Raw genomic sequence first — 22,761 nt, forward strand, 5'->3', positions numbered from 1 at the left:
TGCAGGGTGATCTGTTCTCTTGGCGGTAAAATAAAACGCATCCCGGACCGCCCCGCCCCTTTTCAAAAGGAACTCCGATGAGCGAGAAGACAATTGCCGACAAGATGTTCTTACAGAATGCCAAGTCGATGCTGGTCATCAATGGCAAAGCCCACCCGGCGCTGGTGAACCAGTTGCCGGCCGAGCTGATCAAGGAAGATGCCGCCACCGTCGACGTGGTGCTGCTGCTCGCGCTGAATCAAAAGGAGCTGGAGCAGTACCTGCCCGAGGCGCTCGCGCGCGTGGGCGAAAAAGGCGCGCTCTGGATCGCCTACCTGAAACAAAGCGCCTCGAAGGCCACCGACCTCCACCGCGACACCATCGATGCCTACGCGCAGCAGCATGGCGCCACCGCGGTGGCAATCATCTCGGTGGACCTCGACTGGTCGGCGCTGCGGCTCAAACGCATGACGGCGTAGCCTGCGGATACGGCAGCCTGTCCTGTGCATCGGCGGTTTGTCGCAAGGCCGGGCAATGCGACCTGCTTGCCTGCAAAGATGGTGTCTTCTCACTGACCAAGGACACCGATGAAACGCCTTCTGCACAGCCTTGCTGCCACGACCATTCTGTTCGCTTCCCTGCACGCCAGCGCGGCGCCGGAAACGTCACTGCTGCCAGACAAGCTGGCGGTCGGCCCCTGGCAGGTGCAACTGGCCAGCGCCGGCAGTGGCAAGTACACCGTGATCTTCGAGTCGGGCTTCGGCACCGACCTGCGCACCTGGCGCAAGGTGGCGCCGACCGTGGCGCAGTCCGCCCGCGTGTTCAGCTATTCACGCGCCGGCTACGGCGCCTCCGATGCCAGGCCGCAAGAGCGCACCCTGCTCCAGAGCAGCCTCGAACTCGATCAACTGGTGCTTGCAGCCGGCCTGCGCCCACCCTTCATCCTGGTCGGCCATTCGTACGGCGGCCTGCTGGTGCGCGCCTTCGCGGCGCGCCATCCGGACTGGGTGGCCGGCATGGTGCTGGTCGACCCCGGCGATGAAAAATTCAATCCCGCCTTGCGCAAGCTCGACGCTGCGCGCGTGGACCAGGATGACGCCCGTTTCGCCACCATCGTCCCGCCCAAATTCAAGCCGGAACTGGCGGCCCTGCAACCCGTACTCGACAGCGGCGTGTTTCCAGTCGCAGGCGCCCTGCCCGACGTGCCCGTCGTCGTAATCAGTTCGATGCAGCGCGTGGACGCGCCCGAATTTTTCCTCGAAACGGCGCCCGCCCGCGCGATCCTGTCCGGCCTGCACGCCGACTTCGCCAAGCAATTTCGCGATGGCACCCACATCGTCACCGAACGCAGCGGCCACAGTATCCAGCTCGATGAGCCGGAACTGGTGGTGGCGGCCGTGCAGCAGGTCATCCGGCAGGCCGATGCCCGTTAAATCCCCTGCCCGCCCGATACCTCGATGCGCTGACCATTGACCCAGCGGTTCGCCGGCGCCAGCAGGCTGGCGATCATCGGGCCGATGTCGTCCGGCACGCCGGCCCGGCCGAGTGCCGTCATACCGGCAAACAATTGATTGACGTCCGGATTGTCGCGCACCGCGCCGCCGCCAAAATCCGTTTCGATGGCGCCCGGCGCGACCGTGTTGACCGCAATGCCGCGCGCGCCGAGTTCCCTGGCGAGATAGCGCGTCAGCACTTCGACCGCACCCTTTACGCAGGCATAGGCGGCGTAACCCGGAAAGCAGGCGCCGGTCAGGCCGGTCGAGACATTCACGATGCGACCGCCATCGGCCAGCAGCGGCAGCAGCGCCTGGGTCAAAAAGAACACGCCCTTGAAATGCACGTTCACCAGGCTGTCGAACTGCGCTTCGGTGGTATCGGCAATGAGCGCGTAATCGCCGTGGCCGGCATTGTTGACCAGGTGGTCAAAGCAGGTCGCCGACCAGTGGGCCGACAAGGCTTGCCGCACAGTGCGCGCGAAGGTCGCGAAGGACGCCACGTCGGCCGTATCGAGCTGCAACGCGATTGCGCGGCGGCCGAGTGCGGCAATCTCGGCCACCACCGCTTGCGCCTCGGATTCCTGGGCGCGATAGGTGAGGATGACGTCGCCGCCGGCGCGGGCAATGTGCAGGGCGGCATTGCGGCCGAGGCCGCGGCTGGCGCCGGTAATCAGGGAAATCGTGGTCATGCTGGGCTCCTGTTGTTGGGTAGGCCTGCATGGTGCGGCCGGCGCGATCGCGCAGGTTGCCGGAACCGCCGCCGCTCTTGCCCGATCCTCCAGCACGATGCGATGCCATCCCACGCGCTGGCGCGACACAGGTAAGCTGTACGGTATGAAAAAATTACTGCACGCGGTCCGGCGCCATACCGAGGCGCATGGCAATGCCGAGGGCGTCGCCCACACCGCCATCCCCGGCTTGACCACCGTGCGCGCCACGACACCCACCGAATTGCTGCACGCCATCCCGCGCCCGCTGCTATGCCTGGTCCTGCAGGGCAGCAAGCATGTCGCCATCGGCCAGCAAGGCACGCATTACCAGGCCGGCGACGCGCTGTTGCTCACGGCGGACGTCCCCACCGTCAGCCAGATCACGCAGGCCAGCCTGGCGGCGCCGTATCTGGCGCTGGTGCTGGAACTGGATGCGGCGCTGGTGGCCGAGCTGGTCGATGGCGGCGTGGCGCCGGCCGGCGCGACCGAGGCCGACGTGGCCGATGCCGCGCTACGCATAATGCGCTTGCTCGATCGTCCGGCTGCGCTGCCGGTGCTGCATCCCCAACTGGTGCGTGAACTGCATTACTGGCTGTTGTGCGGACGCCATGGCGCCGCCGTGGGCCGGCTCGGCGTGACGCATGGCTACGCGCAGCAAGTCGGGCGCGCCATCGCGCTGGTGCGGGCCGAATTCGCCCGCCCGCTGCCGGTCGCCGAACTGGCGGCCGTGGCGGCCATGAGCGCGTCGTCACTGCACCACCACTTCCGGCAACAGACTTCGCTGTCGCCGCTACAATTTCAAAAACGCCTGCGCCTCATCGAGGCGCGTCGCCTGATGCGCTTCCAGGCCGCCAGCGCCAGCAGCGCGGCGTTTGCCGTCGGTTACGAGAGCGTGCCGCAATTTACGCGCGACTATGGCAAGCTGTTCGGCGCGCCGCCCGTGCGCGACGCCCGCAGCCACCTGCAAACTCAGGAAAATCGCTTGAATGCCACTTAGCGCGGCGTGACGAAACGCGCGTCGCCGCTGTCTTTGGCCCACGCCACTGCATCCGCACCCCCTGCAATTTTCAGGGGCGACGTCGGATCGGTGGCAGCGCGCCACACCGCTTCGGCCACGTCGACGCCGTGCGTCACTTCCCCTCCTGCATCCTTCATCCCGGCAAACACCTTCTCCTTGAACGCGACATAGGCTTCGGGAAAGCCGCCCTGCATGCGCTCACTGGCATTCGCGCCGAAACGGGTGGTGGGCGAGCGGCCCGGCAGCACCAGGCTCAGGCGAATCCCGAACGACGCCAATTCCACTGCCAGGGATTCCGTGAACGCATTCACCGCCGCCTTGCTGGCCGTGTAGACCGACAGGAACGGTAATGGCACCACAGTCACGGTCGACGTCACATTGATGACCACGCCGGCACGGCGCGCGCGGAACTGCGGCAACACCGCCTGGGTCATGGCGATCGTGCCCAGGGTATTGGTTTCAAAAACTACGCGGGCGACGTCGATCGGCGTGCCTTCCAGCGCGGCCAGCATGCCGATGCCGGCGTTGTTGACCAGCACATCGATCGGGCCGGCGGCCGTGATCGCCTGTTCGATGCTGGCCGGATCGGTGACGTCCAGCGCCAGCAATCTCAGCTTGGGCGAGGCCGGCAACAGGCTGGCGTCGACCGTGCGCATGGTGGCGATCACGTTCCAGTCGCGTTCCAAAAAGTAGCGGGCGGTGTCGAGGCCGAAACCGGACGAGCATCCGGTAATGAGGATGGTTTGCATGGTGAACTCCTGCGTTGTTTGGTGGTGCAGCGATGATAGGCCGGCCGCCCCAAGACTGCTACAATCGAAAGTCCACAATGCATTCGCAGGAGTCCTGTCGTGATCGACCCGCTGGCGCAAGCCGTCACCCTGCTGGCGCCGCGCGCCTCGTACTCCAAAACCGTCAGTGGTGCCGGATCATGGCGCGTGCGCCGCGCCCACGGCGGCGATCCCGGCTACTTCGTGATCCTCGATGGCGCCTGCCGTTTAAGCATCGACGGCGAAGACCGGATCCTGCAAGCCGGCGACTTCGTGCTGGTGCCGGCGGCGCACGGCTTTGCCATGTCGAGCCTGACGCCGCCGCCCGCAGAGGCGCCCGACGATGTGCCGGTCAATCTGCGCCCGGGCGAATTCCGACTCGGTCATCAGGACGGCCCGGCGCAGGCGCTGTATCTGGTCGGCCACTTCGTCTTCGATGCGCCCGATGCAGCCCTGCTGGTGTCGCTGCTGCCGCGCGTGGTGCTGGTGCGCGGCCAGCCGCGCCTGGCGACGCTGGTGCAACTGGTCAACGACGAATCGCGTGCGGCACGCCCGGCGCGCGACGTGGTGCTGTCGCGCCTGCTGGAAGTGTTATTGATCGAAGCGCTGCGCTCGACCGCCGACGAGGCCGCCGCGCCCGGCCTGTTGCGCGGCATCGCCGACGACCGGCTGGCGGCTGCTATCCGTTGCATCCACGCCCAGCCCCAGCAGCCCTGGACGGTGGTCCAGCTGGCCAAGCAAGCAGCGCTGTCGCGCTCGGCATTCTTTGCCCGTTTTAACCGCGCGGTCGGGATGGCGCCGATGGCCTATCTGCTGACGTGGCGCATGGCGCTAAGCAAGAAGCTGTTACAAGAAACCGGTAGCGGGATTGCCGAGGTGGCCCGGCAGGTCGGCTACAGTTCGGCCAGCGCGTTCAGCGTGGCGTTTACCCGACACGTGGGCATGGCGCCGACCCGCTACGCGCGCGCGGAACTGGCTCAGGCGGCGTGACGCGCCAGCGCCCACGCCACGTGTTCGCGCACCAGCGCCGACGGATGGTCCTGGCGGGTTTGCAAGGCAGCGACAATCGCGGGGTCGCCCGCCGTGGCATTGCCCAGCCCCACGGCGAGGTTGCGCAGCCAGCGTTCGTGGCCGATGCGCCGGATCGGGCTGCCTTCCAGTTTGCAGTCGAACTCCGCCTCGCTCCAGCCGAACAGTTCCACCATTGATGCGCTGCCGAGCGCGTTGCGCTCGTCGAAATCGCCAACCGTACTCGCCTGCGCGAACTTGTTCCACGGGCAAGCCAATTGGCAATCGTCGCAGCCATACACGCGGTTGCCGATCAGCGGGCGCAGTTCTTCGGGAATCGCGCCCTTGAGTTCGATGGTGAGATAGGAAATGCAGCGTCGTGCGTCGAGCCGGCCCGGCGCCGTGATGGCCTGGGTGGGACAGGCCACGATGCAGGCAGAACAGGCGCCGCAATGGGCGCCGGTGGGCGGGTCGACCGGCAGCGGCAAATCGACCAGCAATTCGCCGATAAAGAACATCGAGCCGGCGTTGCGGGACAATAACAAGGTGTGCTTGCCGCGCCAGCCGAGGCCGGCTTTTTCGGCCAGCGGCAACTCCATCACGGGCGCCGAATCGGTGAACACGCGGTAACCGAATTCGCCGGCGGCGGCGCGGATGCGCTCGGCCAATTGCTGCAGCCGCTGGCGCAGCACCTTATGATAATCGCGCCCCCGCGCATACACCGACACCACGGCGGCGGCCGGGTCACGCTGGCGCGCCAGTTCGCGCGCGCGCCAGTCGGGCGTGGTGGCCTGCGGCAGATAATCCATGCGCGCGCTGATCACGCGCACGGTGCCGGGCACCAGTTCGGCGGGCCGGGCACGCTTCATGCCGTGGCTTGCCATATAATCCATCTCGCCGTGGTTGCCTGCGTCCAGCCACGCCTGCAAGCCGGCCTCGAGGTGCGCCAGGTCGATATCGGCGATGCGCACTTCGGCGAAACCCAGCTCTCTCCCCCACGCCTTGATGGCGCGCGCAAGGGCTGGCAGATCGGGTTCGGCAGTAGGCATGCGGCGACACGTTTGTGAAATTCAATCCACCATTTTATGCGATGCAAACAGTAACAGCTTTCCTCCCCGACGAAGCCGCCACCGACGCACTCGGCACCGCCCTCGCGCGCGCGCTGGTGCGCGGGCTGGTGATCTATCTGCATGGCGACCTGGGCGCCGGCAAAACCGCGCTCACCCGCGCCCTGCTGCGCGCGGCCGGCCACCAGGGTACCGTCAAAAGTCCCACTTATACCTTGTCGGAGCCGTACACCGTGGTATTGGATGGCGCGCCCGTCAACGTCATCCACTACGACCTGTACCGGATGTCCAGCCCGGAAGAATTCCTCGACGCCGGTTTCCGGGAAGATTTTGATGGTGACAACATTTGTATTGTCGAGTGGCCGGAAAAAGGCGAACCGGTGTTGCCGCAGCCAGATTTGCACATTACGTTACATGTCGCCGGGCTGGGCCGTGAGGTAGAATTGCAGCCGTTGTCTCCACTGGGTCTGCTATGCCTCGACCGCCTGAATTTTCGCCCGACGTTACCGAATCTCCCACCACGCTGAAGCGGCGGCGCCGAATCCTGCTCAAAGCGGGCGGCACCTTGCTGCTGTCCGTGTTCGCGCCGCTGCGCGCCGGCGCCGCCCAGATCATGGCCGTGCGCGTCTGGCCCGCGCCCGACTACACGCGCGTGACGCTGGAAAACGACAGCAATCTGAAAGCCTCGCACTTCATCGTGCCCGATCCGCCGCGCCTGGTGGTCGACATCGAAGGGCTGGAATTAAACCCCACGCTGAAAAGCCTGGTGGCCAAGATCCAGTCGAATGACCCGTACATCAAGCAGGTGCGCGTGGGCCAGAACCGGCCGAACGTGGTGCGCCTGGTGTTCGACCTGAAAGAAGAAGTCAAGCCGCAGGTATTCACCCTGGAACCGGTGGCCGGCTACAAGCACCGCCTGATTTTCGACCTGTATCCGGTGCAGCCGGTCGACCCGATCGCGCGCATGATCGAGCAAGGCGACTGGAACAAGGATGGCGCCGTCGCCGTCACACCGGCGCCGCCGGCCGCCGTGCCTGCCCCGCCGCCGGCCATCACGCCGCCGCCGATTGAACCGGGCGTGCGCCTGGAGCCGGAAATTGCCGGCACCAACCAGACCACGGCCCCGGTGCCGCGCCGCGACAGCAAGCCGGCGCTGCCGGACGTCTCGCGCCTGATCACCGTCGCGCTCGATCCGGGCCACGGTGGTGAAGACCCGGGCGCCACCGGCGCCACCGGCCTGCGCGAAAAAGACGTGGTGCTGCAAGTGGCCAAGCGCCTGAAAGCCAAGCTCGAAGCCTTGCCCAACGTGCGCGTGATGCTGACCCGCGATGGCGATTATTTTGTTCCGCTGGGCACGCGCGTTGAAAAGGCGAGAAAAGTGCAGGCCGACCTGTTCGTCTCGATCCACGCCGACGCCTTCGTGGTGCCAAGCGCGCGTGGTTCCTCGGTGTTCGTGCTGTCCGAAAAGGGCGCCACCTCCACCGCGGCGCGCTGGCTGGCCAACGACCAGAACAAGGCCGACCTGATCGGCGGCATCAATATGGGCACCCATGACCGCCAGCTGGCCGGGGTGCTGTTCGACCTGTCGACCACGGCGCAGATCAACGACAGCATGAAGCTGGGCAAAGCCGTCCTGGGCCACATCGGCGGCATCAACCGGCTGCACAAGGGCGCGGTCGAGCAGGCCGGCTTTGCGGTATTGAAAGCGCCGGACATTCCCTCGATCCTGGTCGAGACAGCGTTCATCTCGAACCCGGAAGAAGAAGCCAAGCTGCGCGACGGCAGTTACCAGGACAAGCTGGCCGACGCCATCACCAGCGGCATCAAGAATTATTTTGCCAACAACCCACCGCTGGCCAAGAGCCGGATGACGTCATGATCAGCGAGACCACCTTCGGCCAATTGCCGGCCGTACTGCTGCGCGCACCCGATGGCGCCGAAGCCATCGTCACCTTGTTCGGCGCCCACCTGGTGTCGTGGAAGGGCACCGATGGCCGCGAGCGCCTGTTCTGCAGCGCCGCGTCCGTGCTGGACGGATCGAAAGCGATCCGTGGCGGCGTGCCGGTGATTTTTCCGCAGTTTGCCGAACAGGGCAAGGGCATGCGCCACGGCTTTGCACGCGTGAGCGACTGGCATTTACTGGACAGCGGCGTCGAGGACGGCGAGGCGATTGCGCTGTTCACGCTGGCCGAGGAAGATCTGAAACCGGAATACGCGCGCGCCTGGCGCCACTCGTTTTCGCTGGCGCTGCGCATCGGCATCAAGGGCAATACGCTGGCGATGGACCTGGAAGTGCGCAATACCGGCGAGGAGCCGCTGGCGTTTGCGGCGGCGCTGCATACGTATTTTGCGGTGGCCGATGTTGCCAAGGTGCGCATCTCTGGCGTGGCGGCGGATGCACTGTCGATCGACGGGAATGTCGACGAGATCTACAGCAAGGTCGCGGGCGAGATGGCGATCGATACGGGCGCGATCACCTTGCAGGTGAAGCAGTCGGGGTTTACCGATGCCGTGGTCTGGAACCCGGGCGCGGCCGATGCTGCGGCTTTATCGGATATGGAAGACGACGAATATCAGCGCTTTGTTTGCGTCGAGCCGGCGGTGCTCAAGCTGCTGACGCTGGAAGAAGATGACGTTTGGCGGGGCAAATACAGCGTGCGCTGAGACGGCGCTCATTTCCTGTTGACTTAAAAACCGTCACCCCGGCGAAGGCCGGGGCCTATAACCCGTACGCGTTTGTGGCGCTATTCGCGGGTTCTAAAGAGCAAATCGGGCTTGCTATGGACCCCGGCCTGCGCCGGGGCGACGGTTTTGGGTGTGGCGGCAAAAACCGCGCTACCTCAATTCGACTCTTTGACCACCCGCCCATTGGTCGGCTGCACCGGCCGTGCATTGAACGGATACAAGCGCGAAAATAAGGCCATCTGCGCCGGCGACGCCTGCATGGTCTGCTTCATGACGATATACAGCACCCCCTCGGTACATGGCGGCTCGCTAAGCGAGCCCATGAAGGTGAAGTAATCGCGCCTGGCCGGCAGCGCTTCCATCAAATCGAGCACCACCGTCGGCGACACCGATTCCAGTTTTTCCAGCGGCAGGTTGTTCCACACGGTCTGCATCAGCGGATGCGCCTTGCCGCGTTCGAGCAGAACAGCCACCACAGCGAGTTTACCCTCCGCGCTCTTGTGCACCAGGTGCATCACCATCTCCGTGCCCTTGCCGGCGATTTTCTCTTCGGAGGGGCGGTGAAAGTGAAACTGCTGCAACTCGTAAGTCTGGTTGTTGACGGTAATAAAATTGCCGCCGCCAACGGTGACCATGATCGTGTGGCCATTGTCGACTTCCCTGAAGGAACTCTGGTGATAGTCGAAGGTGATCTGTTCCAGGTCGACCTTGATGCCGTCGCGCAGGTCGATCGGCGACTGGCGCGTGCCCGTGCTGCACTTGCCCCAGTCGACGTTGATCTTGCTCCAGTTGCCCGGGCCGCTTTCGCCGTCATAGGTCCAGTGGGTGCCGCGCGCCGGTGGCGGCGGTGGTGGTGGCGTGGCGGCGATGATCGCGGCTTCGCGCTTCTTCGCCTCGGCGATTTTTTGGGCCTTGGCCGCATTCGCGGCGCGCGCGGCTTGCGTGGCGCGCATTTCGGCCAGGCGCACGGCGATGCGCTCGGACAGGTCGAGCTCGGCCTCGTCTTCCTTGGCGCGGTCGGCTTTCGCGGATTTTTCGGCAACGGCAGGCTTGCCGAGCACCGGCTTGATCGATGGCTCTTTGGCCGCGGCAGTGGCGGACGCCGAGGCAGACGCCGCCGCAGCCGGTTTGGCGGCCACGGCCTGTTTGGCGGCGGGAGGTTCGTTCGCGCCGGCGACTGACATCACCAGGCTGCAAGCGAACAGGACGATCAGGTTGCGCATGAAATTCCAAAGAAGAAGACTAACTTCCTTGTTTATCGGCGCAAACCGGGTAAAACTTGAGGCTGGCAGAGTGGCAAGCCGGTAAAAACCGCAATCAGCGCATCATGCTGCGGCCAAATTTCCACAGGCCGCCCACCATGATCGGCACCACGGCGGCGCTGACGCCGACCAGCACGATGATGGTCAGGTGGTCGCGGATCACCGGGATATTTCCAAAGAAGTAACCGGCCGTGACCAGGCTGACCACCCACGCCAGGGCGCCGGTGATGTTGAACAGCTGGAAACGCGTATGGGTCATGTCGGACACGCCGGCCACGAACGGCGCGAAGGTGCGCACCACCGGCACGAAGCGCGCCAGGATGATGGTCTTGCCGCCGTGTTTTTCAAAAAAGTTGTGGGTTTTGCGCAGCGCGTCCTTGTTGAGCCAGCGGTAATCGTGGGTGAACACGCGCTGGCCGATCTTGGCGCCGATCCAGAAATTGAGCGTATTGCCCATGATGGCCGCGGCCACCAGCAGCGCCGTCAGCAGCGGATAACTCATTTCGCCGGTGGCGCAGAACGCGCCGGCAATGAACAGCAAGGTATCGCCCGGAAAGAAAAACAGGACCACCAGACCAGTTTCACAGAACACAATCGCAAACAACACTGCGTAGACATACACGCCGTACTCGTTGAGCAACATGCCCATGGTTTTATCGACATGCAGAATCAGGTCGAAAAAGTGCGCAAAATCCATAAATTTTCCTAAAAGGGTGCCGCGCATCATACCACCTGTCCGCGCCCGTCAAGACGCAAAAACGGCGGCCAGTTCGCCCAGTGCGAATGCTATATTCCAGTCTACAAGCTGAGACGACCCATCCACAAGAGGAGACCTGCATGCATCGTGTTAAATGGACCTGCATCGGCGCGCTACTGGCGCTAAGCAGCGCCCGCGCCGCCGAGTTGCCGCCGCGCCCCACCGTCGCCGACGTTGTCAAAGGATCAAAGCCGGCCGACTGGCGCGCGCTCGATCCTGTCAACACGCTGTACATGGAGGTACCGGGCGGACGCGTGGTCATCGAACTGGCGCCAAGCTTTGCACCCAAGCACGCCGCCAACATCCGCCTGCTTGCGCGCGAGAATTATTTCGACGGCCTGGCGGTGATCCGCGCGCAGGAAAATTACGTGGTGCAGTGGGGCGACGCCGACGAAAAGACCCCGCGCCCGTTCAAGACGGCCAAGGCCACCCTGCCGGCCGAGTTCACCATTCCCGCAAGCAGCGCGCCGGCGTTCGTGCGCCTGCCGGACGGCGACGTGTATGCGCCGGAGGTGGGCCACGCCAACGGCTTCCCGGTGGCGCGCGACCCGAAAACCGGGCTGGCGTGGCTGACGCACTGCTACGGCATGGTGGGCGTGGGGCGCGATACGGCGGCCGACTCGGGCGGCGGCAGTTCGCTGTACGTGGTCATCGGCCACGCACCGCGCCACCTCGACCGCAACATCACGGTGGTAGGGCGGGTGGTGGCCGGGATGTCGCTGCTGACCACGCTGCCGCGCGGAACCGGGCCGCTGGGCTTTTATGAGCAGCCGTCGCAGCACGTGCCCATTGCCACTTTCCGCGTGGCGGCCGATGTGCCGCTCGAGCAGCGCAGCCGCCTGGAAGTGATGCGCACCGACGGCGCCACCTACCAGGCCGTGCTGGACGCGCAGCGCAAGCGGGGCGGGCCGTGGACCAAGTATGCGGTGGGCAAGGTGGACTTGTGCAATGCGCAGATTCCGGTGCGGGCGGTGCCTTAGCGTGCTTACACCACTGCATCCGAGACCGTCATGCTCGCCATTGGCGAACCTGACGGTTTTGCGGACGAAGGTGATTGAGATTGCATCACAGATTCACGATTAATTTCAACATTCTCACCGCGCTTTGCGCGATCCCCCGACGGGTATAATCGCCCCATGAACGCCCCCGTCCCCACTGTCCGCCCGATCCAGGCCCTGCCCGACCAGCTCATCTCGCAAATTGCGGCCGGTGAAGTGGTCGAGCGCCCGTCCGCTGTCGTCAAGGAGCTGCTGGAAAACGCCCTCGACGCCGGCGCCACGCAAATCACCATCCGGCTGGAAGAAGGCGGCGTCAAGCGCATCGCCATTACCGACAACGGCCGCGGCATCGCGCCCGAGCAGTTGCCGCTGGCACTAGCGCGCCACGCCACCTCGAAGATCGCCTCGCTGCACGACCTGGAAAACGTCGGCACGTTGGGCTTTCGCGGTGAAGCGCTGGCCTCGATCGCCTCGGTGGCAGCGGTGGCCATCACCTCGCGCACGGCCGATGCGCCGCACGCGTTTGAAATCGTCGGCTCGCATGCGGGCACGGTGGCGCCCTCGTCGGGCGCGTGCGGCACCACCATCGACGTGCAGGACCTGTACTTCAGCACCCCGGCGCGGCGCAAATTCCTGAAATCCGAGCAGACCGAATACGGCCACTGCGCCGAAGTCGTGCGCCGCATTGCGCTGGCGCGCCCGGACGTGTCGTTCAACCTGACGCACAACGGCCGCACCATCGACCACTGGATGGTGACCGACATGGCGCGCCGCAGCGCCCACATCCTCGGCAGCGATTTCGCCGAAGCGCGCATCGACATTGACGAAGCCGCCGGCCCCTTGCGCCTGCAGGGTTACGCTGGCTTGCCAACGGCCTCCAAGGCGCGCGCCGACGGCCAGTTCTTTTACGTGAACGGCCGCTTCGTGCGCGACAAACTGCTGGTGCACGCGGTGCGCGCCGCCTACCAGGACGTGCTGCACGGCGACCGCTTCCCGTCGTACGTGCTGGCGCTGGAACTCGACCCGGCGCTGGTCGACGTCAACGTCCACCCGTCTAAAATCGAAGTGCGCTTCCGCGACAGCCGCGCGGTCCACCAGTTCGTGTTCCACGCGGTGCAGCGCGCGCTGGCGCAGACCTCGGCCACCGCGCACGGCAGCGTGCCGGCGCCCTTGTCCGCCGCCCAGCTGCCCGGATCGGAGCCGCGCCGCGCGCATGAACAGGTCAGCTTCGGGAATGCCTTGTCGCCGACGTTCTCTCCGTCGCCGTATGCGCCGGGCAGCCGTTGGGATGCCCAGCCGAGCGGCGTGGCGCAAAAGATGGAAAGTTATGGCGCGCTGTTTAATGCGGCGTCGTCGCCCGTGATGTCGTATGCAGAACCTGTGCAGCCGCTGTCGAACGACGCCTTCCCGCTCGGCTTCGCGCTGGCGCAGCTGCACGGCATCTACATCCTGGCGCAGAACGAGCGCGGGCTGGTGCTGGTGGACATGCACGCCGCGCACGAACGCATTTTGTACGAGCAGTTGAAGAATGCACTCGATGCCCAGGTCGATGGACAACAGATGCAGGTACAGCCACTGTTGATCCCGGTGACCTTCTTTGCCGACGCCGTGGAAGTGAGCACAGCCACCGAACACGCTGACACGCTGACGGCGCTGGGCTTCGACATCGGCGCCTTGTCGCCGACGACGCTGGCGGTGCGCGCCGTGCCAACCTTGCTGAAAAACGCCGACGCCCAGACGCTGGCGCGCGACGTGCTGCGCGACGTGCGCGAATACGGCGGCTCGCGCGTGCTGATCGAGCGCAGGAATGAACTGCTCGGCACCCTCGCCTGCCACACGGCGGTGCGCGCCAATCGCATCCTGGCCGTACCCGAAATGAACGCGCTGCTGCGCCAGATGGAAAGCACGGAGCGCGCCGACCAGTGCAACCACGGCCGCCCGACCTGGGTGCAGCTGGAAATCGGCGCGCTCGACAAACTGTTTCTGCGCGGCCAGTGATGTCAGCCATGCAGAAACCCCTGGCGGTGGCCATCATGGGCCCGACCGCGTCCGGCAAGACCGCCGCCGCGCTGGCGATTGCGCGCACGCGCAAAGTCGAAATCATCTCGGTCGACTCGGCGCTGGTCTACCGCGGCATGGACATCGGCACGGCAAAACCGTCGCCGGAAGAACTGGCCAGCGCACCGCACCATCTGATCGACATCATCGACCCGCTCGACGCGTATTCCGTGATGCAGTTCCGCACCGACACCTTGCGCCTGGTCGCCGAGATCGCCGCCCGTGGCGCGCTGCCGCTGCTGGTCGGCGGCACGATGATGTATTTCAAGGGCCTGACCGACGGCCTGGACGATTTACCGACCGCCGACGCCGCGCTGCGCGTGCGCCTCGACGCCGAAGCCGCGCGCGACGGCTGGCCGGCGCTGCACGCGCGCCTGGCGCTGCTCGACCCGATCACGGCAGAGAGGCTAAAACCAAACGACGCCCAGCGCATCAACCGGGCGCTGGAAATTATCGAATTGACGGGCCAGCCGATGTCGGCGCTGCTGTCGGGCCGCAGCAAGCTGGAATTGCCGTTCGAGCTGGTGTCGTTTGCGCTGGAGCCGTCCGACCGGGCGGTGCTGCACAAGCGCATCTCCGTGCGCTTCGACCAGATGCTGGGAACCAGCGATAACACGGGCCTGGTGGCCGAGGTGGCGCGCCTGCGCGCGCGCGGGGACTTGCACCCAGCGTTGCCGTCGATGCGTTGCGTGGGCTATCGGCAGGCGTGGGATTACCTCGACGGCACGGTGGACCGCCCTGCGCTGCGCGAATTGGGCATCATCGCCACGCGCCAGCTGGCCAAGCGTCAGCTGACCTGGCTGCGATCCATGCCGGAACGGATCGTCATCGATTGCCTGGCGCCGGATGCAACCGAGACGCTGGTCGCGCGGGTGGCGGCGCTGCAGGTTTGAGAGTGTGCGTCTTGCGCCTCAACAAGTTCACGCGGAGTGCTTGACAGGAAAAATCAGGATCTCTATAATCTTGGTCTGTTCGGTGATATAGCTCAGTTGGTTAGAGCACAGCATTCATAATGCTGGGGTCGGTGGTTCAAGTCCACCTATCACCACCAAGAATTCATCTTCCAAGGTACCAGGAAGTCCAAGAAGCCGCAGTTCTCCCTATGAGACTGCGGCTTTTTTGCGTTTGGTCGTCCCGGAACGTCCCGCACCGTCCGAACTTTTTGGAGCCAGCCAGCGTCGAACTTGGCCCTACCAAAAAACCGGATGGCCCTATCATGCCCAGAAACGTCCAACCCCTCACCGATCTGCGGATCAAAACCGCCAAGCCCCGCGACAAAATCTACAAGCTTTCCGACGGCGGCGGCCTCTACCTCGAAGTCACCCCGCTCGGCAGGAAGTACTGGCGGATGAGCTACACGCAGACCAACCACAAGAAAACCCGTCTCTCCTTTGGCGCCTACCCGGTCGTCAGCCTGGCCGACGCACGCGAAAAGCGGTTGAACGCCAGGAAGATGATCGCCAACGACATCGACCCTGCCGCGGCACGGCGCGCCACCAAATACAATCGCAACGTCGCCAATGCCAACACCTTCGAAGTCATCGCGCGGGAGTGGCACGCGCACATGAAATCCAGCTGGAAGGAGAGCACTTCGAAGAACGTCTTGCAACGGCTTGTGAACGATATTTTTCCGGCCATTGGCAACCACCCTATCACCGCAATCAAGGCGCCCCAGATGCTGACCGCCCTGCGCAGGATCGAGGAGCGTGGCGCCCCCGAGATGGCGCGCCGCTGCGCGCAGTTCTCGGGGCAGGTCTTCCGGTATGCCATTGCGACCGGGCGGGCTGACTACGATCCTATCCCACACCTGCGCGGTGCGCTCAAGCCCAGGAACAAGGGCCACCATCCGGCCATCACCCCGGACGAGTTACCCGAGTTCCTGCAAGCGTTGAACAAACACGAGTTCACCATGTTCATGCAAACGCGGATCATGCTGCGGCTCATGATTATGGTGTTCGTGCGCACCAGTGAATTGACACAGACGCCGTGGTCCGAGATCGATTTCGAGAACGAAGTCTGGATCATCAAATGGGATCGCATGAAGATGGGCAAGAAGAAGATCAACCCGCGCAAGGTCGATCACCACGTGCACCTGCCGCGCCAGGGCTGGGTGCTGCTGCGCGAACTGCACACGCTCACTGGCCGCGGCGAGTATCTGTTCCCGAACCGGAATGACCGGCGCCGCCCGACCAGCAATTTCGGCATCCTCGCGGCGCTCAAGCGAATGGGCTACGCGGGCAGGATGACGGGGCACGGGTTCCGGTCGCTGGCCATGGGAGTGCTGAAAGAGCGGCTGGGGTACCGTCATGAAGTGGTGGACCGGCAGCTGGCGCACCTCTCGGGCGACACCTACGGCGAGGCGTACGACAGGGCGATGTTCCTGCAAGAGCGGAAAGTCATGATGCAGGAATATGCGGACTACCTGGACGTTGTCGCAGGCAGCCCGGTCGTCGCGGCCAGCCCGGTTGTCGCAACCCTCCCGGTCGCCGCAGAAGCCCCGGCGCCACCGGCAAGCCCTGAGGTGATTGGCCTGGACTGGATTTGATGGGACCAGCAATTGACCGGCGGCTTCCAGGAAACTGCCGGTCGCCGGAACGCCCCCACGTTTCCCGTCCGTCAATGCCGCGTCAAAGCGGCAAGGGGCTATGCTAGGATTGCTTTTTCAACATCGAAGGAACAGCATGCCCAGCATTCAACATCAGGATTACAAGGGCTACGCGATAGTCGCCATGGCAACACCCGCTGGCAGCGGAAAATACCACAGCATTTTCTCTGTTCAATCGGCCGGCCAGTCCGCGCAGACGAACCACGGTTCGCCTGCCCATCAAGAGAACATCACTGAAAGCCCCGCGTTCGCTACCGAAGCAGAGGCGGTCGACGCCGCGCACGATCGGGCGAAAGCGTGGATTGACGCGCAGGCGACATAACAACAATTCAAGTCAGGTTGGGGTGTAGCATACCGCCGCGGCAAGATTACTTATCGGGAGCGGCTGCGGCTATCTGGCCGTCTCGCAGCACCCTGCTCGCGTTGTTTATCCAACTGGTCTCGGCTCTTCTGGTGAAGGTCAGCCAGATATTGCTTCACTGCCGGCGCCACCTGTCCAGTGGCGTTATGCAGTAACGCAAAAGGTTGTCGACCTGTCGCGTTGGCTTCGGCTTGCTGATTGGTGAATCCGGCGAGACGGCCGTACTGCGCGGCCTCGCCAAAACCATGCATCAGGCGCGCCAGCAGCACATCACGCAGCGCTGGCGATAACGGCTGATCGGCCAACTTCATCCACGCGTCAAACTGTCCGGTGCGGGTTTCGACTATGACCGCCGGTGCCAGGCCCCGGCTGCGTAACTTGTTCAAACCATCAGCATCAAGCGATGCAATCAGGCGCAGTTCAGTACCGCCAAGCGGACGGACGAGGATGTCGCCACCGCGGGCGTTCAGTCGTTTCAACCACTGCACGCCAGCCATCAATTCGGCGGCGCTCCATTCCCGCTTCGTTTGCTGGCCCGTCTTGGCATGGGTGATGACGACTTCGTATCGTTCCGCGCCCATCGCCGCTATCTGCCTCTGGACGGCTTCGCGGGTGCGATCTCGGGGCGCAGTATGTCCACCACTTCCTTGGCGTCCAGGTGGTTCTGCACCGTGGGTGGCGCCAGCCAGAGCCAGAATGCGCTCACGAGCAGCGCCGTCATCAACCCGGTCGTTACCGCTAACGTGTACTGGCGCCATTCCGTTTGTCGGGTCGCTGCTTCCAGGTTCTGCGCTACCTGCTGCGCTTCTGACGACGCCTTGCTCCAGGCGCTCGATGCCGTTTCGATCTGCATCCTCAGTTGGTCGCCCTGCTCCCTGCCTTGCCGCGCCATCACCGACATCGTCTCGCGTGTTTCGTCCGTCAGCGCCGCCATTGCCTGTGCCAGAGGTTCCAGCATCGACGCCAACTGGTCCGCGCTGGCTATTTTCGCTGTCCGTAAGGTTTCGATCCCCTGCCCCAACTCGCTCAAGCGCGCTGCGTTCGATGCAGCGGCCAACTGCTTCATAGTCTCGCTCTTTGACATAGCTCACTCCATGTTTGGCTAATCCAACCGGGCTGTATCGCTTGCCCAGGTCACTTCCTTTCATCATCACGCCGTCGAGTCGGTAGGACAGACCAGACATCTTTGTGCCGTCAAGCTGCGTCACCGGCACCAGGTCCACACCCGCCGCGTTTAAGCGTTCGGCGTAAAGTGTGAAGGTGTCGCAGTCACTTGCCGCCGCATCGCAAAGCTGCTGGAGTTGCTGGCGGGTAGATGGCTTCCCGGTGCGAAGCCCTTCTTCGATCTCGCCTTTTGTCGCGGCGCGGCGCTCGGTTTTCGTCGAGCTTTCAATCTGGCGTAATCCGAGGTCACGTTCAAGTGCGCGCATCAAAAATTCCTGGCGGCGGTAATCGTGGCTGTCGCTGGTGACCTTGCCATCGAACTGGATGCGGTTGATGACCATGTGAATGTGTTCGTGTTCGGTGTCAGTGTGGCGAGACATGACGTACTGGTTTTGGTTCAGGCCCATACCGTTTATATAGTATTGACCAATTTTTACCCATTGGGCGTCGGTCAGGTGTTCGCCTGGGGATGCTGCCAGCGACACGTGCAATACCGCTTTGCCAAGGTTGGGTCGCAGCTTGCGGATCTCGCCAAATTCGGCGGCCAGTTCGCGCGGTCCGCGGCCGTCCATATTGGTGTCGATGATACGGCCCTGCTCTTTCTTAAGGTCGTATTCGAGGGCGCCGCGGAAGCCTTTTCCTTTGATGGCTTTAGCGATCATTGTCGTGTCCTTCGATGCCAAGGAGTGCGAGACGCAGGCGGCGGGTTTCGGTTGCCACGCGTTTTAATAAGCCATCGTCGACTGTTACGCGGTCACCTTCATTGGCCAGGCGCGCGAGCTGGTTCAGGTTGGCCGAGAGGCGGGCCAGTTCGGCGTATTGCTCGCGGTTGATGGGGGCGACTGGGGGTGGTGGCAGGTTGCGGGTTAATGCCGCTTCGCGCAGCCATTGGGCGGGGGGCATGTGCATCATTGCCGCCTTGGTTCGCAGGGCGGCGTATTCGGTGGCGGAGACGCGCACGCCGATGGTTTCGTTACGGCGTAACGCGGGATCGCCTTTTGGGCGGCCGCCGGTTGATCTGCGTTTTAGATTGTCGGTAGGCATGCGCTGGCTGCAGGCTGTGCTGGGTTGGTGACGAGCGGAGCGAGATGGCCCCGCAGGGCAAGCCGTTTGAGCGAAGCGAAAACATGGCTTGCTCCGAATCGGCGACTATCCGCTTACCAATTTATGCACCTTGCACCTACTTACGCTGCGCGCGCTCAAACCTCGGATTAAATTGCAGCTGAGCAAAAAACTGCCCATCCAATACCTGGAATTGGACTGAATCCGCTAACGTCCACGTACGTCCTAGCTCATCCGAAGTTGGCCCGCGGAGGTACCTCAGGCGAACTGGGCCGCGTCTAGTTTCCGTTGCTACTGCCAAACAATTATGTCGCATCCCCGCAACTGAACCTAGCAAACCAAAAGAGAAATTACGGAGGCTATGCAACCGCCGCAGCTCTCAAGCGCAGTGCGCCAGGTGAGAGTGGTGCGCCTACGCTGAACGGTAAAAATAAACCAAGCCCATAGATGGTCTTCCGAGGGCCTCGCTATCACGATGTTGTGGCCTTATTCAAGAGGGCCTTCTTTGCTCCGTTCCTAAAAATCAAAGTACTTGGTGGGTTACAGCACTATTTCTAAACAAATGAAGCCCGCTCGGGCTGTCGGCACTCGTCACGTCTCGATGGTGGCTTAAAAAAACACGCCGTTAGCGGAGAGTTCAGAGTCCATTGCCATAATTTTCAACTTTACCAATAATCGAGAAAAATATTTCGAACGAACATATCGATAATCCGTGTTAATCTTTACAGCATGAACCAAATAAGAAGACTTACGCTGTCCGTGTAATTATGCCGATGGCATATTATTGCAAAATAGAAACCTTTGTGAGGGTAATGAATGCAAGATTTTGACGTTATTAGAGAGGCACGAGAATTAAAGACTCAGCTATCTTACTCGAAGAATATCGGTTTCTTTATGGGTGCTGGGAGTTCTTGTGCGCTGGGATTGCCAAATATAGCGCAGCTAACAGGAAAGATAGAGCAAGAGCTGACAGAACCCTTACTTGGTCTTTTTAAACGAGTGAAAAAAGATCTTGAAATTAAGTATCCAAGTGAAAAAATTAGTATTGAGGATATATTAAATCAAACACGTCGCATTCGCGAGATAACTGCAGAGCGAGAAGATAGTAACTTTGATGGAATTACTGGCATCGAATCTAGGCAGCTTGATGTGCAAATCTGTCGGATTATCTACAATATACTCACTGATGCGGAAGCAATAGCTGATTTGACGGTACCAAAGCGCTTTCTATCATGGCTAAGCATGCAAAATCGTGAACAATCGAAAGAAATATTTACTACCAACTATGATTTATTAATTGAGCGATCGCTGGAGTCAATACGTGTTCCGTATTTTGATGGGTTCGTAGGATCATACGAACCCTTTTTTTGGCAGGAAAGCGTCGAACGTTTTGTACGAAAAGCGGATCTAACCGAAAACTGGATAAGACTTTGGAAGATCCACGGCTCTCTGAGTTGGTTTTGGAAAAAGAGTTCGTCTGGTTCTCACAAAGTGGTTAGGCTAGGAAAAATAGAAAAAATAGAGGAAGAGAAAAGCGAGATAGTGATTTATCCGTCCAAGGATAAATATGATTCGTCTCGCCGCCAGCCATTTTTAGTGTACTTTGATCGTTTGCGAAATTATCTTCTCTCTGGCGAGTTGCTATTTATATTTACCGGGTATTCGTTCCTCGACCAGCATATAAATGAAATTATATTTAATTGCTTACGCCAAAATAACAGATTAAGCATAATCGTCTTCTTTTATGCAGATTATGAAGTTGAACGACTACATCAAATAGCAAGCGGATATCTTAACTTAACGGCATTCGGCCCGACAAAAGCAATAGTAAATGGTGTACTTGGCAAGCTAAACTTTGTCGAGGCGAACTTAAAATTAAAAGAAAATACCAATACGTATTGGGATAATGAAAATGGAAAGATGCTTCTGGGGGACTTTAACCATCTAGTAAATTTCCTTGTTGAAAACTCTGGTCGCAGCGGTGAAATCGAGGTTGCAGTCAATGAAAACTGATTCTACCTATCTAGGTCAAGTTATTCGTGTCGATTCTAACATTGTAGAGGTCGAACTTTCTAGCGAAATACCTTCGGCGGCGCCAATCATAAAAGGACGAATTTATAAGATCGGACAAATTGGAACGTTTGTTAAAATGCCAATGGGGAATATAACTATTTACGGTATAGTCGCAGCTGTGAGTGATCGCCCAGGTAGTGAGATAGTACAGATAGAAAAATCGGCGTCGAGGTACCTATCCGTGCAACTTATCGGCGAAAAAGTAGGTGACAACGAATTTGAGAAAGGAGTTGGCACTTACCCTACAATAAATGATGAAGTTCACCTGGTCATCGAAGCCGATTTATTAGATATATATGGCGTAAGTGATACTGGATCTATAGAAATCGGAAAACATTCATCTTCCGAAAATTTGGGTGTCTATGTCGACACTCACAATTTGGTTCTTCGCCACTGTGGGATATTAGGTTCCACTGGAAGTGGAAAATCGAATACGACGGTTAGTATTCTGAAGTCAATTTTGAACGGGTATGCCGGATCGCGAGTGATATTAGTCGATCCTCACGGCGAATATGCGACGGCATTTCCCGATGCAAAGGTTTTGAGAATTTCAGATGCGGCATCCCCGCTTGTCATTCCGTTCTGGTTAATGACATTTGAGGAACTTGCTTTCTTCCTTGTTGGCGCGGACAGCCGTGATGAACAAAAAGTAGAGTATCGGATGCTTAGAGACCTAGTGACAAATTTAAAAAAAGAAAACCTCAATCTAAAGTCTGGGATTGTTAACAGCGATTACGTCACTGCTGATTCGCCTATTCCTTTCTCAGCGCGCAGGTTGTGGTTTGAGATGAACTGGAGATTGAATGCCACTTTTTCCACTGCCGCAAAAGATGAGCAAAATGACGTAACGGCCGAAATGATCTCAGAAGGCAGTTGTGAAGAATTAATCGCTGCAAGCTTTACACCGTACGCAATGAACAACGCAGCACCCTATAAATCTAAGCATATCGAATTTTTTTCGTATGAACGGAAGATTTTGTCTCGTCTACGCGACTCAAGGTTTGATTTTTTATTTGACCCAGGAGAATATAAAACCGCCGAATCTGGTAAGGATTTGCACGATTTACTTACTGATTGGATTGGAAGCCAAAATAAATTAGCAATCTTAGATTTAAGCGGCGTCCCTTTTGAAGTTTTGGATATTACCATAGGGCTTATCACGCGTTTTGTTTATGACAGTATGTTTTGGGGTAGGAACGAACCCTACACTGGAAAAAAACGACCTTTACTGTTAGCGTTTGAAGAAGCGCACACCTATCTTGGCAAGGATGACAGAAGTTCCTACTCCAAGGCGGCAGTCGAACGAATATTTAAGGAGGGCCGAAAGTTCGGTGTAGGGGCATTGGTGATATCACAAAGGCCATCTGAACTATCTGAGACGATCCTAGCTCAAATCGGTACTTTTATAGCTCTCCGACTTACAAATTCGAGCGATCAGTCGATTGTAAAGTCTGCGGCACCAGATAATCTCAGTAGCCTGATGGATCTACTTCCTTCGCTACGAATTGGCGAAGCGGTTATTTCAGGTGAGGCCATTAAGATTCCTTCTCGTGTAAGGTTAAAGTTGAATAATCCACGTCCAACAAGCGAGGATCCGAAGTTAGTGGCATGCTGGAGTCAGACACACGCACCGAGCCTAGAAAACTATAAATTAGTAGTGACTAGAATTCGTGAACAGAAATTATAAAGGA

The 22,761-nt window shown here is 60.6% G+C and carries 22 protein-coding genes, 1 tRNA gene and 1 pseudogene; 15 read left to right on the forward strand and 9 right to left on the reverse strand.

Features of this window, described 5'->3' with window-relative positions; translation table 11 throughout:
• Window positions 1-77 precede the first annotated feature (77 nt).
• Window positions 78-458: a DUF3052 family protein gene (locus V6M87_RS08975; RefSeq protein WP_332876272.1), complete on the forward strand. Its 381-nt coding sequence runs from the start codon at window positions 78-80 to the stop codon at window positions 456-458.
• A gap of 108 nt (window positions 459-566) precedes the next feature.
• Complete coding sequence (locus tag V6M87_RS08980) at window positions 567-1,412, forward strand: alpha/beta fold hydrolase (protein WP_332876273.1); 846 nt, start codon at window positions 567-569, stop codon at window positions 1,410-1,412.
• Here the strand turns inward: V6M87_RS08980 and V6M87_RS08985 are convergent.
• Complete coding sequence (locus tag V6M87_RS08985) at window positions 1,409-2,164, reverse strand: SDR family NAD(P)-dependent oxidoreductase (RefSeq protein ID WP_332876274.1); 756 nt, start codon at window positions 2,162-2,164, stop codon at window positions 1,409-1,411. The two genes, V6M87_RS08980 and V6M87_RS08985, sit on opposite strands and share 4 nt — an antisense overlap.
• Window positions 2,165-2,309: 145 nt before the next feature.
• Between V6M87_RS08985 and V6M87_RS08990 the strand changes: the two genes are divergently transcribed.
• A complete protein-coding gene (locus tag V6M87_RS08990) occupies window positions 2,310-3,182 on the forward strand; it encodes an AraC family transcriptional regulator (RefSeq protein ID WP_332876275.1) in 873 nt (290 codons plus the stop codon).
• Here V6M87_RS08990 and V6M87_RS08995 read toward each other — a convergent pair.
• Window positions 3,179-3,952 (reverse strand): SDR family oxidoreductase, encoded by a 774-nt coding sequence (locus tag V6M87_RS08995; RefSeq protein ID WP_332876276.1) that lies wholly within the window; start codon window positions 3,950-3,952, stop codon window positions 3,179-3,181. The two genes, V6M87_RS08990 and V6M87_RS08995, sit on opposite strands and share 4 nt — an antisense overlap.
• 99 nt (window positions 3,953-4,051) lie before the next feature.
• Here V6M87_RS08995 and V6M87_RS09000 point away from each other — a divergent pair, with 99 nt between their 5' ends.
• Complete coding sequence (locus tag V6M87_RS09000; protein WP_332876277.1) at window positions 4,052-4,960, forward strand: AraC family transcriptional regulator; 909 nt, start codon at window positions 4,052-4,054, stop codon at window positions 4,958-4,960.
• Here the strand turns inward: V6M87_RS09000 and queG are convergent.
• Window positions 4,948-6,027 (reverse strand): tRNA epoxyqueuosine(34) reductase QueG, encoded by a 1,080-nt coding sequence (gene queG, locus V6M87_RS09005; RefSeq protein ID WP_332876278.1) that lies wholly within the window; start codon window positions 6,025-6,027, stop codon window positions 4,948-4,950. The two genes, V6M87_RS09000 and queG, sit on opposite strands and share 13 nt — an antisense overlap.
• A 41-nt stretch (window positions 6,028-6,068) precedes the next feature.
• On the opposite strand from queG, the gene tsaE reads away from it, so the two are divergent.
• Genes tsaE through V6M87_RS09020 form a run of 3 tightly spaced genes read left to right on the forward strand, consistent with a single transcriptional unit; the run spans window position 6,069 to window position 8,709 of the window.
• Window positions 6,069-6,572, forward strand: coding sequence for a tRNA (adenosine(37)-N6)-threonylcarbamoyltransferase complex ATPase subunit type 1 TsaE (tsaE, locus tag V6M87_RS09010; protein WP_332876279.1), 504 nt, complete (start codon window positions 6,069-6,071; stop codon window positions 6,570-6,572).
• On the forward strand, window positions 6,518-7,924 hold the full coding sequence (locus tag V6M87_RS09015) for an N-acetylmuramoyl-L-alanine amidase (RefSeq protein ID WP_332876280.1): 1,407 nt from the start codon (window positions 6,518-6,520) through the stop codon (window positions 7,922-7,924). The genes tsaE and V6M87_RS09015 overlap by 55 nt, the downstream gene beginning before the upstream one ends.
• On the forward strand, window positions 7,921-8,709 hold the full coding sequence (locus tag V6M87_RS09020) for a D-hexose-6-phosphate mutarotase (protein ID WP_332876281.1): 789 nt from the start codon (window positions 7,921-7,923) through the stop codon (window positions 8,707-8,709). The genes V6M87_RS09015 and V6M87_RS09020 overlap by 4 nt, the downstream gene beginning before the upstream one ends.
• A 176-nt stretch (window positions 8,710-8,885) precedes the next feature.
• On the opposite strand, the gene V6M87_RS09025 is transcribed toward V6M87_RS09020, so the two are convergent.
• Both V6M87_RS09025 and V6M87_RS09030 read right to left on the reverse strand, forming a co-directional pair.
• A complete protein-coding gene (locus V6M87_RS09025) occupies window positions 8,886-9,953 on the reverse strand; it encodes a carbonic anhydrase (RefSeq protein WP_332876282.1) in 1,068 nt (355 codons plus the stop codon).
• Window positions 9,954-10,047: 94 nt separating this feature from the next.
• Window positions 10,048-10,689 carry a VTT domain-containing protein gene (locus V6M87_RS09030; RefSeq protein WP_332876283.1) on the reverse strand — a complete coding sequence of 214 codons (642 nt, stop codon included), beginning with the start codon at window positions 10,687-10,689 and terminating at the stop codon, window positions 10,048-10,050.
• A 140-nt stretch (window positions 10,690-10,829) separates the two neighbouring features.
• Between V6M87_RS09030 and V6M87_RS09035 the strand changes: the two genes are divergently transcribed.
• The 6 genes from V6M87_RS09035 to V6M87_RS09060 all read left to right on the forward strand — a co-directional run bounded on the left by V6M87_RS09035 (window position 10,830) and on the right by V6M87_RS09060 (window position 16,732).
• The gene (locus V6M87_RS09035; protein WP_332876284.1) at window positions 10,830-11,729 is read left to right on the forward strand and encodes a peptidylprolyl isomerase; all 900 of its coding nucleotides are present in this window, start codon (window positions 10,830-10,832) and stop codon (window positions 11,727-11,729) included.
• A gap of 156 nt (window positions 11,730-11,885) precedes the next feature.
• Entirely contained in the window at window positions 11,886-13,745 is a 1,860-nt protein-coding gene (gene mutL, locus V6M87_RS09040; RefSeq protein ID WP_332876285.1) for a DNA mismatch repair endonuclease MutL, read from the forward strand.
• Window positions 13,745-14,698, forward strand: coding sequence for a tRNA (adenosine(37)-N6)-dimethylallyltransferase MiaA (miaA, locus tag V6M87_RS09045; RefSeq protein WP_332876286.1), 954 nt, complete (start codon window positions 13,745-13,747; stop codon window positions 14,696-14,698). The genes mutL and miaA overlap by 1 nt, the downstream gene beginning before the upstream one ends.
• 81 nt (window positions 14,699-14,779) lie before the next feature.
• Window positions 14,780-14,856 (forward strand) — tRNA-Met (locus tag V6M87_RS09050).
• A 165-nt stretch (window positions 14,857-15,021) separates the two neighbouring features.
• On the forward strand, window positions 15,022-16,350 hold the full coding sequence (locus V6M87_RS09055) for a tyrosine-type recombinase/integrase (protein WP_332876287.1): 1,329 nt from the start codon (window positions 15,022-15,024) through the stop codon (window positions 16,348-16,350).
• Between the two features lie 136 nt (window positions 16,351-16,486).
• The gene (locus V6M87_RS09060) at window positions 16,487-16,732 is read left to right on the forward strand and encodes a hypothetical protein (RefSeq protein WP_332876288.1); all 246 of its coding nucleotides are present in this window, start codon (window positions 16,487-16,489) and stop codon (window positions 16,730-16,732) included.
• Between the two features lie 50 nt (window positions 16,733-16,782).
• On the opposite strand, the gene V6M87_RS09065 is transcribed toward V6M87_RS09060, so the two are convergent.
• The 4 genes and pseudogenes from V6M87_RS09065 to V6M87_RS09080 form a co-directional block, all read right to left on the reverse strand.
• The gene (locus V6M87_RS09065; protein ID WP_332876318.1) at window positions 16,783-17,352 is read right to left on the reverse strand and encodes a DNA-primase RepB domain-containing protein; all 570 of its coding nucleotides are present in this window, start codon (window positions 17,350-17,352) and stop codon (window positions 16,783-16,785) included.
• Window positions 17,353-17,357: 5 nt separating this feature from the next.
• On the reverse strand, window positions 17,358-17,855 hold the full coding sequence (locus V6M87_RS09070) for an IncQ-type mobilization protein MobB (RefSeq protein WP_332876319.1): 498 nt from the start codon (window positions 17,853-17,855) through the stop codon (window positions 17,358-17,360).
• Window positions 17,856-18,183: 328 nt separating this feature from the next.
• Window positions 18,184-18,597, reverse strand: a pseudogene (locus tag V6M87_RS27240) (relaxase/mobilization nuclease domain-containing protein); the annotation flags it as partial.
• Entirely contained in the window at window positions 18,587-18,979 is a 393-nt protein-coding gene (locus V6M87_RS09080; protein WP_332876289.1) for a plasmid mobilization protein, read from the reverse strand. The pseudogene V6M87_RS27240 and the gene V6M87_RS09080, both read right to left, overlap by 11 nt.
• A gap of 834 nt (window positions 18,980-19,813) precedes the next feature.
• On the opposite strand from V6M87_RS09080, the gene V6M87_RS09085 reads away from it, so the two are divergent.
• Together V6M87_RS09085 and V6M87_RS09090 are read left to right on the forward strand one after the other, a co-directional pair.
• Window positions 19,814-21,010: an SIR2 family protein gene (locus V6M87_RS09085; RefSeq protein WP_332876290.1), complete on the forward strand. Its 1,197-nt coding sequence runs from the start codon at window positions 19,814-19,816 to the stop codon at window positions 21,008-21,010.
• Window positions 21,000-22,757, forward strand: coding sequence for an ATP-binding protein (locus tag V6M87_RS09090; protein WP_332876291.1), 1,758 nt, complete (start codon window positions 21,000-21,002; stop codon window positions 22,755-22,757). The genes V6M87_RS09085 and V6M87_RS09090 overlap by 11 nt, the downstream gene beginning before the upstream one ends.
• The last annotated feature ends 4 nt before the right edge of the window (window positions 22,758-22,761 follow it).

This window comes from Massilia sp. S19_KUP03_FR1 (assembly GCF_036688685.1).
Classification (GTDB): domain Bacteria; phylum Pseudomonadota; class Gammaproteobacteria; order Burkholderiales; family Burkholderiaceae_D; genus JALYUM01.